General features: G+C 66.5%; 11 protein-coding genes. 4 read left to right on the top strand and 7 right to left on the bottom strand.

The window, feature by feature from the left end; all coding sequences use genetic code 11:
- Positions 1 to 118 precede the first annotated feature (118 nt).
- Together ACCQ16_RS05975 and ACCQ16_RS05970 are read right to left on the bottom strand one after the other, a co-directional pair.
- Positions 119 to 1435 (bottom strand): sensor histidine kinase, encoded by a 1317-nt coding sequence (locus tag ACCQ16_RS05975; protein WP_029818902.1) that lies wholly within the window; start codon positions 1433 to 1435, stop codon positions 119 to 121.
- A complete protein-coding gene (locus ACCQ16_RS05970; protein WP_003484375.1) occupies positions 1401 to 2117 on the bottom strand; it encodes a response regulator transcription factor in 717 nt (238 codons plus the stop codon). The genes ACCQ16_RS05975 and ACCQ16_RS05970 overlap by 35 nt, the downstream gene beginning before the upstream one ends.
- Positions 2118 to 2333: 216 nt before the next feature.
- Between ACCQ16_RS05970 and ACCQ16_RS05965 the strand changes: the two genes are divergently transcribed.
- From ACCQ16_RS05965 to ACCQ16_RS05950, 4 genes are all read left to right on the top strand, one after another.
- The gene (locus ACCQ16_RS05965) at positions 2334 to 4067 is read left to right on the top strand and encodes an ArnT family glycosyltransferase (protein ID WP_277572833.1); all 1734 of its coding nucleotides are present in this window, start codon (positions 2334 to 2336) and stop codon (positions 4065 to 4067) included.
- 99 nt (positions 4068 to 4166) lie between these two features.
- A complete protein-coding gene (locus ACCQ16_RS05960) occupies positions 4167 to 4931 on the top strand; it encodes a phosphatase PAP2 family protein (protein WP_127167911.1) in 765 nt (254 codons plus the stop codon).
- The gene (locus ACCQ16_RS05955; protein ID WP_014089619.1) at positions 4928 to 6595 is read left to right on the top strand and encodes a phosphoethanolamine transferase; all 1668 of its coding nucleotides are present in this window, start codon (positions 4928 to 4930) and stop codon (positions 6593 to 6595) included. The genes ACCQ16_RS05960 and ACCQ16_RS05955 overlap by 4 nt, the downstream gene beginning before the upstream one ends.
- 114 nt (positions 6596 to 6709) lie before the next feature.
- Positions 6710 to 8728, top strand: coding sequence for a M2 family metallopeptidase (locus ACCQ16_RS05950; RefSeq protein ID WP_277572832.1), 2019 nt, complete (start codon positions 6710 to 6712; stop codon positions 8726 to 8728).
- A 482-nt stretch (positions 8729 to 9210) separates the two neighbouring features.
- Here ACCQ16_RS05950 and ACCQ16_RS05945 read toward each other — a convergent pair whose 3' ends face one another.
- From ACCQ16_RS05945 to raxST, 5 genes are all read right to left on the bottom strand, one after another.
- Positions 9211 to 9615, bottom strand: coding sequence for a hypothetical protein (locus tag ACCQ16_RS05945; RefSeq protein WP_003484384.1), 405 nt, complete (start codon positions 9613 to 9615; stop codon positions 9211 to 9213).
- A 16-nt stretch (positions 9616 to 9631) separates the two neighbouring features.
- Positions 9632 to 10885, bottom strand: coding sequence for a multidrug effflux MFS transporter (locus tag ACCQ16_RS05940; RefSeq protein ID WP_277572831.1), 1254 nt, complete (start codon positions 10883 to 10885; stop codon positions 9632 to 9634).
- A gap of 278 nt (positions 10886 to 11163) precedes the next feature.
- Positions 11164 to 13323 carry a peptidase domain-containing ABC transporter RaxB gene (gene raxB, locus ACCQ16_RS05935; RefSeq protein WP_277572830.1) on the bottom strand — a complete coding sequence of 720 codons (2160 nt, stop codon included), beginning with the start codon at positions 13321 to 13323 and terminating at the stop codon, positions 11164 to 11166.
- On the bottom strand, positions 13320 to 14663 hold the full coding sequence (locus tag ACCQ16_RS05930) for an HlyD family secretion protein (protein ID WP_277572829.1): 1344 nt from the start codon (positions 14661 to 14663) through the stop codon (positions 13320 to 13322). The genes raxB and ACCQ16_RS05930 overlap by 4 nt, the downstream gene beginning before the upstream one ends.
- Complete coding sequence (gene raxST / locus ACCQ16_RS05925; RefSeq protein WP_218211615.1) at positions 14644 to 15447, bottom strand: sulfotransferase family protein; 804 nt, start codon at positions 15445 to 15447, stop codon at positions 14644 to 14646. Before raxST ends, ACCQ16_RS05930 begins: the two co-directional genes overlap by 20 nt.
- Between the last annotated feature and the right edge of the window lie 153 nt (positions 15448 to 15600).

Here is a 15600-nt window from a genome sequence, read left to right as displayed (position 1 = left end):
AGCGACGGGCATCAGGGCAGTGCGGCGTTCGCAGCAGCAGCGGCGAACGTGTGGCACCTGCAGTACCGAATAGCGGACGCGCCGTCTGGGCTGAGCGCAGTCGGTCGAGTGATCGGCCTCAGGATCCCGTTGCCGTGGCGCCGGAGAGATCCAGCGTGGCCACCGTGCCCTGCCCTGCATTGGAATCCAGCTGCAGATGCCAGCCCAGGTGCTCGCACAACCGTCCGATCAGCTCCAGCCCGATGCCACTCCCCTGGCGTGCGTTGCCGCGTGCCAGACGCGTATAGATGGCGCTGATCTCTTCGGGCGTCATGCCATGGCCGGGGTCGGCAATGCGGACCACGCCGGGCGCCGATAGCGAGATGCGAATGATGCCGCGGTCGCTGTTTTCGATGGCGTTGCGCAGCAGGTTGCCGATGGCCGTCTGCACGATGGCGACCGGGGCGACCAAGCTGCACGGCGGCAACGGGTCCACGACCAGTTGCAGATCCTTGTCGGCGCACAGGTGCGTGTGGTCGGCCACGATGTCCGGCAGCAACTGATCCAGCCGCAACGCATCGCTGCTGCGCACCAGCCGGCCGGGGTCCTTGGCCAGCACCAGCAGCAAGGTGATCAACTGCTCGACCGAGGCGCTGGTCTGGGCAATGCGCTGCAGCTGGTGGCGTACCGCCGGCGGCGTGCCGGGTTGCTCCAGCGCCAGCTCCACCGCATTGCCGATCACCGCGATGGGCGTGCGCAATTCGTGGCTGGCGCTGTCGATGAAGGCCCGCTCTCGGTCGACGAACTGGCTGTTGCGTTCCAGATAATCGTTGAGCGCATCGGCAATCACGTACAGTTCGGCGCTGCCCTGTGGCCCGACCGCAATCTGCTGCGCACGCTGCCCTGGACGCAACGCGCCGATGTCGCGCGCAAGTTCCACCAAAGGGCGCACCAGCCGGGCCATCGCATACGTACCCATCAGCAAGGTGATGCCGATCAGCGCGATGCCAGCGGCCAGCATCCAGCGGGTCAGGAATTTTTCCAGCGCTTCGAAATCGGTGATGTCCAGCACCAGGGCCAGGCGGCCGGCATGCGCGGTGTCGCGCACCATCACGGCACTCTGGCGGCCGGCGATCTCCAGACCGTCGTGCAGGCCGGGATGCAGGGTGCGCAAGACCGGCGGCGTGCGCGCGACATCGTCGACGCGGTACAGCCGCAAGGTGTCCGAGTCCTGCCAGTGATACTCCGGATTCTGCACGCTGCGCTCGAGAATGCTGTCCAGTTCGGAATTGAGCAGCGAGCGCCACACGCCGTGTTCGGCGCGTTCGTGCAGGTACTGCGCGGTGCCGAACACCGCCAGGGTCATCAGCAGCGTGTAGCCGAACAACCACACCAGCACGCGGCGACCCAACGGGCGCTGTTTAGACATCGCTGCAGTCGCCAGCGCCAGGTGCATCGGCCGCATCCAGCTGCGCCAGCCGGTAGCCGAGCCGCGGCAAGGTATGGATCAGTTTTTGCGCGAACGGGCCGTCCACGCTGCGACGCAACTCATAGATATGCGAGCGCAGCATGTCGCCGTCGGGCGGATCGTCGCCCCACAACGATTGCTCCAGGCGTTGCCGCGTCACCGCGGCCGGGCTGGCCTGCATGAGCACCTCCAGCAACTTGCGGCAGGCCGGATACAGATGCAGCACCTGGCCGGCGCGCGTCGCTTCCAGCGTGGCCAGGTCCAGGCGCAGGTCGGCCACTTGCAGCAGTTTGCCGCGGCGACGGCCGTGCGCACGCGCCAGCAAGGCTTCGATGCGCACCTCCAGCTCGGGCAGTGCGAAGGGTTTGGTCAGGTAGTCGTCGGCGCCGGCGCGGAAGCCGGCGATCTTGTCCGGCAGTTCGTCGCGTGCGGTGAGCATGATCACCGGCAATTCGGACTGGTGCTGCTCGCGCAGCCGACGCAGCACTTCCGGTCCATCCATGCGCGGCATCATCCAGTCCAGGATCAATGCGTCGTAATGCTGGGTGGTCGCCAGATGCAGGCCGGTGACGCCATCGGGCGCGGCGTCCAGGGTATGCCCGCGCGCTTCGAAATAGTCGAACAGGTTGGCAACCATATTGCGGTTGTCTTCAATGACCAGCAGCCGCATGAGCGGGGTTCCAGGACGGCCCGGCAGGCACAGTGTGCGCATCCTAACCGAGGCCGGCCAAACGCGACCGCTATCGCCGGTACGGCCTTCCAACCGGTTGCGCTTCGGCAGCCGCGCACGGCGATGCCTGCGCTGCGATGCGCGATCACGCAGGCGCGGCTCCGACAAATTTCCGACCCACTTGCCAGATAGTGTCTGCCCGCATTTACTCAGGGCGTGCGCGTGTCGCCTGCCATCGCTGCCTCCTCGTCCCGCCAGCGCGCACTGCTGGCCGCGCTGCTGTTGATCGTCGTCAGCTTGCTGGCCGGGCTGGGCATGCGCCAACCCAATCCGCCGGACGAGCCGCGCTTCGTGCTGGCCGCGCGCACTATGGTCGAGACCGGCCAGTGGCTGCTGCCGCACCGTGGCAGCGAGTTGTATGCAGAAAAACCGCCGGTCTTCATGTGGCTGCAGGCGGCCACCTACGAACTGGTACCGCACTGGCCGGTGGCCTTCCTGCTGCCGTCGCTGCTGGCCGCGCTGGCCACGTTGTGGCTGACCTGGGATATCGCGCACCGGCTCTGGACGCGGCGCGTGGCGGCCCATGCGGTGCTGGCCTTGTTCACGGTGCTGCAGTTCGGCCTGATGGCCAAGCGTGCGCAGATCGATATGGTGCTGGTCGCGCTGACCACACTGTCGTTGTGGGGACTGCTGCGGCACCTGCTGCGCGGGCCGGACTGGCGCGCCTGGACGCTGGGCCTGTTTGCTGCCGGCGTCGGCACGGTGACCAAGGGCGTCGGTTTTCTGCCGCTGCTGCTGTTGCTGCCGTGGATGGCGCTGCGGCGTACGCATTGGCGCGTATTGCCGGCGCGCGCGCTGGCAGGACGCAGCTGGGCACTGGTGCTGCCGGCGTTCGTGGCCGGTACGGCGGTGTGGCTGGGGCCGCTGGGCATCGCGCTGTGGCACAGCGACGACCCGCAGCTGCATGCCTACGCGCACGAGCTGTTGTTCAAGCAGACCGGCACGCGCTACGCGCACGCCTGGCATCACGTCAAACCGTTCTGGTACTACCTGCAGGTGATCGCCACCTTGTGGCTGCCCGGCTGCCTGTTGGTGCCGTGGCTGCTGCCGGCCTGGTGGCGGCGACTGCGCCGCGGCGACCCGCGCTATGTGCTGCTGCTGGCCTGGAGCGTGCTGGTGCTGCTGTTCTTCAGCGCCAGCCCGGGCAAGCGCGAGGTCTATATCTTCCCGATGCTGCCGGCACTGTGCATTGCCGCGGCGCCGTTGCTGGCCGGGTTGTTGCGCCGGCGCGGCGTGCGGGCGCTGCTGACCGGGTATGTGCTGCTGCTTGCCGTCGCCGGCCTGGCGCTGGGCGGCGGCATTGCGTTGCATCTGCACTGGGCCGAGAACACCGCAGTCAAGCGCGGCATGGAGCTTGCCTCGCTGCAGCCGGTGGGTTTCTGGTTGATCGGCCTGGGCGTGGTCGGCCTGGCGGCGAGTGCATGGTCGCGCGGTAAACGCGCGGGCACCGCGTTGGTGTTGATGACCGCCGCGCTGTGGACGGTGTTCGGCCTGGGGTTGATGCCGGCGCTGGATCCTTATAGCTCGTCCGCACGTCTGATGCAGCGCGTGGGCCAGCGCATCGGCCCGGACGCGCAGCTGGGCATGCTGGCCTGGCGCGAGCAGAACCTGCTGCAGGCCGATCGCCCGGTGACCGATTTCGGCTTCAAGGCGAGCTGGCAGAACCAATGGGCCAAGGCCGGCCCGTGGCTTGCGCAAGCGCCGCACACTCGCTGGCTGTTCGTGCTCAAGCAGGCGGTGCCGGCGTGCATCGATCCGGCGCAACGCATCGATATCGGCGAGTCCAATCGCAATCAATGGCAGTTGCTGCCCGGCACGGCGTGGCATGCCGGTTGCATCGCCGCTGCGTCCGACGCCGAACAAACCGGTAGCGAAGGCGATGCAGACTGAACGCTTGGTGTCGGGTTAACGGCCGGGCAACCCCGGTCCGACCGCTTTCCGACATCCGGGTTTCGAAGATGTCGGGCATTGACACAGGCCGCCATCTCGATGACAACGCTTCCCATCCGTGCGCCGGCCGTGGCGCATACCGCCAGCGGCGTGGAGACGCACTTCTTCGTGCGCCATCTGTGGCTGCCCCTGGCGTGCGTCCTGTTGGCGAGCGCGCTGCTGATGGGCGCCGGTGGCGACCAATGGATCGCCGATGCGCTGTATCGGTTGGAAGGCGGGCACTGGCTACTCAAGGACCACTGGTTCACCAGCGGCGTGATCCACCGCGTGGGTAAATGGTTGAGCACGGCAGCCGGCGTCGGCGTGCTGGTGCTGGCCATCGTTGCGTGGTGCAGGCCGCGCCTGAAGGTGTTGCGCTGGCCGCTGACCTACCTGGCCGCCTCCGTCGCGCTGTCGACCTCGCTGGTGTCGCTGCTCAAGTCGTGGACGGCGATGGATTGCCCATGGGATCTGAGCCGCTATGGCGGTACGCAGGCGATGATCGGGCTATTCGAATCGCGCCACGGCATCGCCGCGTCCGGGTGTTTTCCTGCCGGCCATGCCAGTGCCGGTTATGCGTGGGTGGCACTGTATTTTTGTGCGCTGGCGCTCAGTCCTACATGGCGGTTTGCAGGTTTGTTCATAGGCTTGGCAGCAGGTCTCATTTTCGGTGTTGCGCAACAATTGCGCGGCGCGCATTTTCTCTCGCATGACCTGTGGTCGCTGGCGGTGTGCTGGGTGAGCGCACTGGTGCTGTACTGCGTGATGCTGCAACGGCCGCGTCGCGCGCTTGGATTGGTGTTGCTCTCGGGGGATGCAGCATGAGTACCTGGTTGCCGGAACCGCGCAGGCGTGGTGGCCTGCGCGCGCTGACGTGGAGTACGCGGCCGACGGTGTCGACCGAAGCTTTGGTGCTGCTGTCGAGCCTGTTTTTTGCGTTGGTGTGCAATCAGTTGTTCTGGCGCACGGCCATGGCCACGCATCCGGGCAGCATCGGGTTTGCGATCTCGTTGATGGCGCTGTTGGTGGCTGTGCATGCGCTGCTCCTGGGCATCCTGGTCTGGCGCTGGAATGCAAAGCCGCTGCTGACGCTCTTGCTGTTCACCACCGCGCTGGCCGCGCACTACATGGACAGCTACAACGTCTATCTGGATGCGGACATGCTGCGCAACGTGCTGCATACCGATCACAAGGAATCGCGCGAGTTGCTCACGCCGGGCCTGATCCTGCCGCTGGTGTGCTACTTCCTGATTCCGACCGCATTGCTGTGGCGCACACGTTTGCGCGCACGCAGTGCGGGCAAGGCGGTGCTGGTGCGATCGGGCTTCCTGCTGGTGGTCGCAGTGGTGGGCGCTGCTGGCGCCATGCTCTCGTCGCAGGATATTTCCGCACTGATGCGCAATCACCGCGAAGTGCGTTATTTGGCCACGCCGATCAATTACATCGTGGCATTGCGGCAAAACCTCAAATCCGAATCGCCGATCAAGCGTGCTCCCAAACAGCCGATCGAACACGACGCCATGGCCACGCCGCGCGCGCCTGGCAGCCGCCCGCGCTTGTTGCTGGTGGTGCTGGGGGAAACCGCACGCGCGCAGAACTGGGGACTCAACGGCTATGCCAGACAGACCACGCCGGAGCTGGCACAGGCAGGGGTGATCAACTTCCCCGACATGCATTCGTGCGGGACCAGCACCGAAGTCTCGGTGCCCTGCATGTTCTCGCCCTACGGGCGTCGCGACTACAACGAAGACATGATTCGTGGCCATCAGTCGTTCCTGCATGTGCTGGAACATGCCGGCATTTCGACGCTGTGGCGCGACAATCAGTCCGGCTGCAAGGGCGTGTGCGACGGGTTGGAGATCCAGAAGCTGGACGATGCCACCACACCGGGCCTGTGCGCCGATGGCCGCTGCATGGACGAGATCCTGTTGAGCGACCTGGCTGCGCAGGTGCGCGCAAAGCCTGGCGACCGCGTGGTGGTGCTGCACCAACTGGGCAGCCATGGCCCGAGCTACTTCGAACGGTACCCGGCGCAGTTCGAACGCTTCAAGCCGGTGTGCAAGACCGCGGATCTGGGCAGCTGCGGCCGCCAGGACATCGTCAACGCCTACGATAATTCGATCCTGTACACCGACCATTTCCTCAATCAGGCCATCCACGCGCTGCGTGGCCTGCCGGACTACGACACGGCGATGATCTATCTCTCCGATCACGGCGAATCGCTTGGCGAAAAAGGCCTGTACCTGCATGGCGTTCCGTATGCCATCGCGCCCAAGGAGCAGACCCATGTGCCGATGGTGATGTGGTTCTCGCCGGAGTTCGCGCGCGATCGCGGCCTGGATGAAGCCTGCCTGCGCCACCGTGCAGGGCAATATACCGATCAGGATGCGCTGTTCCCGTCCGTGCTTGGGTTGATGCAGGTCAAGACCAGCGTCTATGCGCCCGAGCGCGACCTGTTCGCCAAGTGCACCGGCACCACGCTGCGCTGATCGCCAACGCCTGCATCTGCCCGCGCCGCACATCGCATGCGTGGCGTGCGTTGCCCCTTGCCCTGAACCCCGGCGCGCTCTAGCCTTCGCCGGACTTCACTGCAAGGACCACCCGTGAATCCTCGTTTGTTGTTGCTGGCGTTGGCTGTGGCTGCCGGCACCCTGAGCTTGTCGGCCTGCCGCCGGGATGCGGCACCACCGGACACACCTGTGGCGAGCAAGACCGCGCTGGCCGAAAGCGCCGACCAGTTCGTTGCGCGCATCAGCGCCGAATACAAGGCGGCCTATCCGGAAATCACTGCGGCGCAGTGGCTGTCGTCGACCTACATCAACGGCGATTCGCAGTTGCTGGCGGCCAAGGCCAACGAACGCTCGCTGGCGCAGCTGGACCGGTGGATCGAACAATCCAAGCAGTACGCCGGCACACCGATGTCGGCCGACAGTGCGCGTGCGCTGCAATTGCTGAAATTGATGAGTGCCCTGCCCGCACCGCGCGACCCGGCCAAGCTGGCCGAACTCACCCGCATCGCCGCCAAGATGGAAGGCGATTACGGCGCGGGCAGCTACTGCGTGGGCGAAGGCGAGCAGCGCCGCTGCCGCCAGCTCGGCGAGTTGGAGCAAGTGCTGGCCAGCAGCCGCGACTACAACGAACAACTCGACGCCTGGCAGGGCTGGCACAGCACTGCGCAGCCCATGCGCAAGGACTACCAACGCTTCGTCGAACTGGCCAACGAGGGCGCACGCGGGCTGGGTTTCGCCAACGTCGGGGTGCTATGGCGCAGCGGCTACGACATGCCGCCGGCGCAACTGGCCAGCGAAACCGACCGTCTGTGGGAACAGGTCAAACCGTTGTATGCGCAGCTGCAGTGCTATGCGCGCGGCAAACTCGATACGCAATACGGCAAGGACAAGGGCGAGGTCGCCGGCGGCCTGTTGCCGGCACACCTGATGGGCAATATGTGGCAGCAGGACTGGAGCAACCTGTGGGATCTGCTGCAGCCCTACCCTGGCGCCGGTGATCTGGACATCACCTCCGCGCTGGAAAAGCAGTACCAAGGCAACCTCAGCGCAGTGCTGGCGCGCAACACCGGCGGCGATGGTGGCGCGGCCGCACGCTTCAACGCCGAACGCGAGGCGCAGCTGCGTACCGCCAAGCAGATGACCGAACGCGCGCAGGATTTCTACACATCGCTGGGCATGCCCAAGCTGCCGGACACGTATTGGCAGCGCTCGCAGTTCATCAAGCCGCTGGACCGCGATGTGGTGTGCCACGCCAGCGCCTGGGACATGAACATGGGCGGCGAGCCGAACCAGAACATCGGCGCGGACGTGCGCACCAAGATGTGCATCAAGCCGACCGAAGAAGACTTCACCACCATCTACCACGAGCTGGGCCACATCTATTACGACCTGGCTTATAACCCGTTGCCGCCGCTGTTTCAGAACGGCGCCAACGATGGCTTCCACGAAGCGATCGGCGACACCATCGTGCTGGCGATGACGCCCAAGTACCTGCAGTCGATCGGCATGGTGGGCGAGCAACAGACCGGCCGCGAGTCGTTGATCAATTCGCAGATGCGCATGGCCCTGAGCAAGGTGGCGTTCCTGCCGTTCGGTTTGATGATCGACCGCTGGCGCTGGGGCGTGTTCGACGGCTCCATCACGCCCGAGCATTACAACCAGGCCTGGTGGGAACTGAAAGCCAAGTACCAGGGCGTGGCGCCGGTCGGCACGCGCGGCGAAGAATTCTTCGACCCTGGCGCCAAGTACCACGTGCCGGGCAACACGCCGTACACGCGCTATTTCCTGGCGCATATCCTGCAATTCCAATTCTACAAAGGCCTGTGCCAGGCTGCCGGCCATCAGGGGCCGCTGTACGAATGCAGCTTCTACGGCAACAAGGACGCCGGGCAGAAGTTCTGGTCGATGCTGCAGCGTGGTTCCAGCCAACCCTGGCAGACCACACTCAAGGAACTCACCGGCAACGACAAACTCGATGCCGGCCCGATGCTGGAATACTTCGCGCCGATGAGCGAATGGCTCAAGCAGCAGAATCAAGGGCAGATGTGCGGGTGGCAGGCAACGGCCGCCGCTCCGGCAACCACGACGACTGCGCCTGCGACGGCGCGCTGATGACGCATGTCAAAGGAAAGCGTCGACCACCGGCCAACCGTCGCTTCGGCAGATTGCTCAGGCGCAGCGCTCTCTGACAGCGAGGTGTTGCGTCGATGATCGGTCAGCGTTGCACGCGGTGGTTGCTGGTCTGTATGACGGCAGGTGGGTGCATCGCAGCGTTGGCGGTGCTGTTGTCGCTGGCGTGGCACCTGACGATTGCTTATTGCTGGCAGTGGCCGGGATTGATCGGCTCGCAACACAGCGCGCAGATGCCAGCGTTTCCCGCCTGCATGGCGCGGTGGCATCCTGCCACTGATCAAACCGTGATCGCGATGAGCATGCTCATCGCTTTGGCGACCTGCGGCAGGCTGCTGCACCATCTACTTCGGCATCGTCCACCCGCTGTTGCGCGTCCAGTGACACGCCCTGACTGACACCCACGCTGTCGTGGGCAGCAGACGTGTCAGGCAGTGCGTCTAGCAGCGCTTGTTCCAGCAGGCTCAGTTGAGCTTGGTGCCGCCCTGCAACCGTTCGCTCAACCTGGTCTTGAACTGCTCGAACTCCATGCCGTCGGCACGGGCTTCGGCGTGCGCGGCGTCCTTGAGGGCGTCCGAGTAGGTCAGCCGCACGGGGGTGCCCTGGCGTTCGTGCAACTCGGCCGCGCGCATGATCAGCGCCAGCACCTGGGCGGCGCTGGTGCTTTCGCCGGCGATGCGGCCATCCATGCCCAGCACCCATTCACCGTCGCGGCGGACGATGCCGGCCAACAGGGTGCGTTGCTGGTCGCGGAGTTCGGCATGCGGTTCGATCGGGGACACCGGCGCGGGATTGGCGGCGGCCTGGTTGCGCTGGCGCTCGGCGGCGCGCTTGCGGGCATCACGGCGCAACTTGGAATCGGTGGACATGCAGGCTCCTGTGAGGTCAGAGGTGGTCGGCCGGCTCCAGAGGCACTGCCTCGGTGGCCTGGCGGTGCCGTAGACGGCGGCCGCTGCGGCGCTCCCAGCGCCAGAATAGCCAGCCCAGCAAGAAAAAGCCGGTCATGCCGATCGCCAGATGCCGCGGATGCTCACTCAGCAGCGGCGACAGCACCCCGGCCACCACCGTATTGGTCATCAACTGCGTGAAGGCCTGCAGCGAGGACGCCAGGCCGCGCTGCTGCGGGTACATGTCCAGCACCGCCAGCGCCAGGATCGGGAAGATCAGCGCCATGCCCACGCCGGCCAGGAAGATCGGCAGCACCGCCCACGGCAGCGCGATCTGCGCCACCGCAAAGGTGTAGGCCAGATTGGCCAGCGCCGCCACCCCGCAGCAGATGAAGCCGATGCGGATCTGCCGCACCGGCTGCATGCGCCCGGCCATGCGCCCGGACAGGAACGAGCCCAGCGTCATGCCGCCGATGGTGGGAATGAACAGCCAGGCGAAATCGCCTTCGCCCAGCTTCAGGTGCTGCATGATCAACACCGGCGCCGACGCGATGTACAGGAAGATGCCGGCGAAGTTGAACGAACCGGCCGCGGCCAGGCGCTGGAAGCGCGGGTTGAAGCCGATGCGCACGTAATCCTGCAACAGGCGTTTGAACTGCAGCGGCGTGCGCGCCTCCACCGGGTGGGTCTCGGGAAGCCAGGTCAGGGTTGCGATGAGCAGCACCAGGCCGAACACCACCAGGAACCAGAAGATCAACGGCCAGCCGCCGCCACTGAGCAGGATCCAGCCGCCGATGATCGGCGCGATGGCCGGCGCAATCCCGAAGATCATCGACACCTGGCTCATCAGCCGTTGTGCGTCCGGGCCATGGAACAGGTCGCGGATCACCGCCCGCCCGACGATCATGCCCACGCCGGCCGACAGGCCCTGCAGCGCGCGGAATGCCAGCAGTGTGGGCAAGTCTTGCGACAGCGCACAGCCGATCGAGCCGGCGATAAACAAGGCCAGCCCGCCCAGGATCACCCGTTTGCGGCCCCAGGCATCGGACAACGGCCCGTGCGCGATGCTCATCAGGCCATACGCCAGCAGATAGACGCTGATGGTCTGCTGGATCGCCACCTGGTCCACCGCCAGGCTGCGGCCCAGCTGCGAGAACGCCGGGAAGATGGTGTCGATCGAAAACGGGCCGAACATCGCCAGCCCGGCCAGCAGCAGCGCCATGCGACGGGTGGAGGGAACAGCAGAAGTCATGCGCAACGGTATCCGGAGGACTCCCCACGCGCAGGCACCGGCAGCGGTGGTCAGGCCAACGAGCGCAGCGGCAGGCATGGGGCAAAGAAGCCGACACTTTACGCCAACTGCCACCGCATGCGGCCAGCGATGGAGCGCATGCGCGGCACGCAGGCACATAAATCGCAGCCGCGTCCGCTTCGTCCTAGCACGGCATCGTCATCCTGCCCAGCCGAGCGGCTGCGCACCCGGCAATGACGGCGCCGGCAGTGCTCGGCGCCAGCGGCCAACGGCAGCGATCAGTCGGCTGCGGCGGAGCGCTCCTGCAGCCGCTGCCAATCGGCGATCGGCTGATCGCTCACCACCCGGCCCTGCTCCAGGGTAATGACGCGCGCGGCCATGGCCACGGTTTCGCACCGATGCGCCACGATGATCCGGGTGACCTGCATTGCCTGGATGGCGCGATTGACGCGCTGCTCGTTCATGACGTCCAGATGGCTGGTCGCTTCGTCCAGCACCAGGATGCGTGGCGACCTGTACAGCGCGCGTGCCAGCAAGACGCGTTGCCGCTGCCCGCCCGACAACCCGGTACCCGCCTCGCTCAACAACGAGGCGTAGCCTAGCGGCATCTGCTCCACCTCCTGGTGCACGCCGGCGATGCGCGCGCAACGTTCGACCTGCGCCTGATCCGGCTCCGGGTCGAAGAAACTGATGTTTTCGCTGACCGATCCAGTGAACAGCAGATCGTCCTGCATCACCGTGCCGACGATGGCGCGATAGGGCGTCAGCGCCGTCTCGCTCAGCGGGCGCCCGCCGATCTTTACGTGTCCGGCGCTGGGTTTCAGCAGCCCGAGGATCACTTTGACCAAGGTGGTCTTGCCGCACCCTGACGCGCCGGTGATGGCCACGCATTCCCCGCTGGCGATGCGCACGCTGACGTCTTCGAGCACGGCCGGGGTATCGTCGGCATAGCGGAAGCCGATGCCGCACAGTTCGATGGTGGTGTCGTTCCAGGCAGGCGCATCGATGCGCTGATCGGCGGCCTCCTCGCGCGGCTGGTGGACGATGTCGGCCACCCGCTCCAGATGGACGCGCAACAGGCGGAACTCCACCAGCCGATCGATCAGCTCTGACAAGCGCATGGCGAACTGCTCGCGATAGGCCATGAATGCCAACAGCATGCCCAGCGAAAGCTCTGCGCGCAGGATCGCGAACGCGGCGAGCCAGATCACCAGCACCCGCTCGCATCCGAACAGCAGGCGCTTGAGTGACGACTGCCAGACCTCGCCCTGCGCCAGGCGCAGTTGTGCATTGGTCTGTTCGGCCAGCAGATGGGTCCAGTCCATGCGCCGCACCTGCTGGCGCCCGAACAGCCGCACGCCCTGGATGCCGCGCACGCTCTCCAGCAGGTGGGTGTGCTGGCGCGCGTCCCACAACAACTGCTCGGCGGCAGCTTCGCGCATCCTCCGCAGCCACAGCCAGCGTGTCGCCGCATACAGCGTTACCGCCACCAGCGTGATCGCGCTGAGGCCGACGCTGTAGACCAGCATCAGGCCGAGGGTGCCGATCACCAGCACGCCATCGACCAGGGTCTGGGTGAATCCGGTCGTCAAGGTGCGTTGCACCTGCACGATCGAGGCGAATCGCGACTGGATTCCGCCGAGGTGACGCTTCTCGAAATACGCCAACGGGAGCGCGAGCAGGTGTGCAAACACCTGCCCCATCCATTGAAAACCCAGCTGTGCCGACACGCTGGCGATCAGCCATCCGCGCAGCAGGGCGATGCAGGATTGCAGGACCACCAGCAACAGGAACCCGGCGCCAAGGACATGGATCAACCCGATGTCGGCCGACGGCACCGCCTGATCGACGATCCACTGCAGTTGGAACGGCATTCCCAGGCTGAGTACCTCGAGCGCGAATGCCAACGCAAGCACCTGCCAGACCGCCCGTCCAAGCCCGTGGACACGACCGATCAACGAGGACAACGCCACTGCCGGCGCCGCAGCTTGCGGACGGAAGTCGGCGGCCGGGCTGAGTTCCAGCGCGATCCCGGAGAAATGCCGGGAGAATTCGCCCGGCGTCAGGCTCCGCGGCCCGCTGGCCGGATCGTGGATCTGCAGACGACGGGTGCCCACCCGCTTGAGCACGACGAAATGATTGAGATCCCAATGCACGACGCAGGGCAGCTGCAACTCCGGCAGCGCGTCCATTTCCAGCCGCAACGCGCGCGCCTGCAGACCGAGCGCCTGCGCGATCGCGACCAGATTGGCCAGGTTGGTGCCCTGTCGCGATAGCAGGAAGCGGCGGCGCAGTTCGGCCAGGCCGATGTGGCAACCGTGATAGTGGGCGATCATGGCCATGGCCGCCAATCCGCATTCGCCGACTTGCCCCTGCAGGATCATCGGCAATCCACGCACGCCGGACGCTCGGCGCAACTGCGCCCACCAGCGGCTCATCGCAGCGTGCCGTGCAAACTGGACAGCGGCTCGAATGCCCACTGCGAGAAGCGCCGCCATTCCAATGCCAGCGTGCCCTGCACGCGCATACCCGGTCGCAGGACCGCCGTGCGTCCTGCACGCAGCGCGGCATCCCCGGCCAGGCGCACCCGCACGCGGTACAACGGCTCGCTTACCGAGACCGAGTCGACACGCGGCGGTTCGGGCGCGACGGCGATCTCGACCACCTGCCCGGCGAACTGACCGTAGTGCTGGTAGGGCAAGGCATCGAAGCGCAGTTGCACCGGCATGCCGGGGCCGATCAGCCCGGCGGCCCTGGAGGGCGCATACAACACGACCTCGGTCGCCATCGACGTCGGCAGCAGATCGGCCAGGCGTTGCCCCTGCGCGACCGCCTGCCCGCGCTGCAGCGGTCGCAGCGCTACACGCCCGGCACGCGGCGCGCGCACTTCCCAACGCGACGCGGCCGCCTGCTCGACCGCCGCACGCCGGTCCTCCTGCAGGCCGGCACCGGCCATCGCCAATTGTTGGCGCAAGTTCGACGGTAACTGCTGCACCTCGGCCTGGGCCTGCGCAAGCGCATCGGCCAAGGCCATGCGCTCGCGCTGCAGCTCCAGGGTATGCGCGCGTTGGTCGAGCACGTCGGCCTGTTTCTCATCGACGAATTGCTGGCTGACCAGGCCGCGCGTCAACGCGGTACGGTAACGTTGCTCGATCGATTGGGTCAGTTGCTGCCGATGGCGCAGCAAGTCCAGCTCGGCGTCGATCTGCTGCAAGCGGTCGCGCAGGCCGGCCAGCGCCCGCGCAGCCGCCTGCTGCTGCACGCGCCCCTGGGCACGCAACTGCGCCATCGCCTCGACGGCCAGGCGCTGCTGTTCGGCCAGCACCACAGCAGCGCGCTGGGTCGGCCGCCCGCGATCGTCGCGATGTTCGGCCGACAACACGAACAGCAGCTGGCCCGCAGCGACGCGCTGGCCCTGCACGGCGCCGACCTGCACCACCACGCCCGACTGCGGTGTGGTGACGGAGATCAGTCCGCCCGCCGGGACGACCGTGCCATACAAGGTCTCGCTGCGCGCGAAGCCCAGGCGGAAGAATCCGACCAGCAGCAGGATCACGGTCGTCATCAGCAGGCCGACGCACCAACGTAGCGCGCCATGCTGGCGCAGCACCACAGACCCGAGCCGACTGCGCTGCCGGTAGTCCACCGCCTCGCGTCGAAACAGGGTCGTCATCCGCTGGCGGCCGCCGACGCCCGCCCGTGCTGCCTGCCTGCTCGGTGATGCCGCGTCGCCGTGCGCTGCCACGCCACGCGCCTGCTCATACCAGCAGGGCTCCATGCGAGGGCCCGCGTTCCCAGAAGGCCAGCTCCTGCAACCGCTCGAACAGCGCCGGCGGCAACACGCTGCGCCGGGGGACATACTGCACCCCGCGACGGACGCGATGCAGGCCCGGCATCTGCAACGCGGCATCGAAGCGTTCGGCCTCGGCCTGGACACCAGCGTAGTCGTGCGCGAACGCCGGCAGTTGCAGGAAGGCGTAGACCTGCTCCATCGCCTGCGCCGGCCGCTGCGCCAGCGTTTCGTAGCGCAACAGCAGCAGTCGATCGGCATGTTCGCCGTAGAACGCCTGGCGCAGCCCGTCCAGCGCATAGCCCACCACGCCGCGCGGTGCGGTCAGCAGGTCCGCGCGCATCGAGACCGAGTCTTCCGGGTCGTAGCCGAACAACGCCGACAAGCGCAGCGGCTGGGTCTGCGCCAGGCGCTCGAAGCTATCGACGACCCAGCCAACATCGCGAACGCAACAGATGAGGCGGCTGTGCGGGAACAGCGTCGCCAGCCCTGTCAGGCGGCTGCACCAGGCGCGATTGGTGTCGAACACCGTGCCCAGCCCCTGGCGATCCTGGTAATAGGCGTCGAAGACCGAACGCAGCAGCCGCACCCGCTGTGCGTCGTCGATCTGCACGTTGGAGGGATGTTCCTCGCTCATGCCCATCAGCATCGCCGCGTACAGTCGCGCCACCGGCGAGGTGACATCGGCGTGCACATGCGGGTTCTGTCGCAGCAACGCGGCCAGCAAGGACGAGCCCGCCCGCGGCAGCCCGGAAATGAAATGGTAGTTCACCTCGCGCCTCCCCTGTCCGATGCTGGTCGGCGGCGGCATGCCGGCCAGACGCATCGCCAGCCAAGCCTGCATCGCGTGCCACTGCACACGCGGACGCGCTGCGCAAAGGCGCTGCGCTTTGCGAATGCCAGCGATCCGGCCGAGCGGTCGGGA

Source organism: Xanthomonas sp. NCPPB 1062, from assembly GCF_041481705.2.
Classification (GTDB): Bacteria; Pseudomonadota; Gammaproteobacteria; order Xanthomonadales; family Xanthomonadaceae; genus Xanthomonas; species Xanthomonas euvesicatoria.
This window is presented reverse-complemented; position numbering and strand designations above follow the sequence as displayed.

Excerpts from the sequence above, each read along its gene's own strand:
- ACCQ16_RS05930 (WP_277572829.1), bottom strand. The coding sequence starts at position 14,663 with ATGGAGCCCTGCTGGTATGAGCAGGCGCGTGGCGTGGCAGCGCACGGC.
- raxB (WP_277572830.1), bottom strand. The coding sequence starts at position 13,323 with ATGAGCCGCTGGTGGGCGCAGTTGCGCCGAGCGTCCGGCGTGCGTGGA.
- ACCQ16_RS05940 (WP_277572831.1), bottom strand. The coding sequence starts at position 10,885 with ATGACTTCTGCTGTTCCCTCCACCCGTCGCATGGCGCTGCTGCTGGCC.
- ACCQ16_RS05955 (WP_014089619.1), top strand. The coding sequence starts at position 4,928 with ATGAGTACCTGGTTGCCGGAACCGCGCAGGCGTGGTGGCCTGCGCGCG.
- ACCQ16_RS05960 (WP_127167911.1), top strand. The coding sequence starts at position 4,167 with ATGACAACGCTTCCCATCCGTGCGCCGGCCGTGGCGCATACCGCCAGC.
- ACCQ16_RS05970 (WP_003484375.1), bottom strand. The coding sequence starts at position 2,117 with ATGCGGCTGCTGGTCATTGAAGACAACCGCAATATGGTTGCCAACCTG.
- ACCQ16_RS05975 (WP_029818902.1), bottom strand. The coding sequence starts at position 1,435 with ATGCACCTGGCGCTGGCGACTGCAGCGATGTCTAAACAGCGCCCGTTG.
- ACCQ16_RS05945 (WP_003484384.1), bottom strand. The coding sequence starts at position 9,615 with ATGTCCACCGATTCCAAGTTGCGCCGTGATGCCCGCAAGCGCGCCGCC.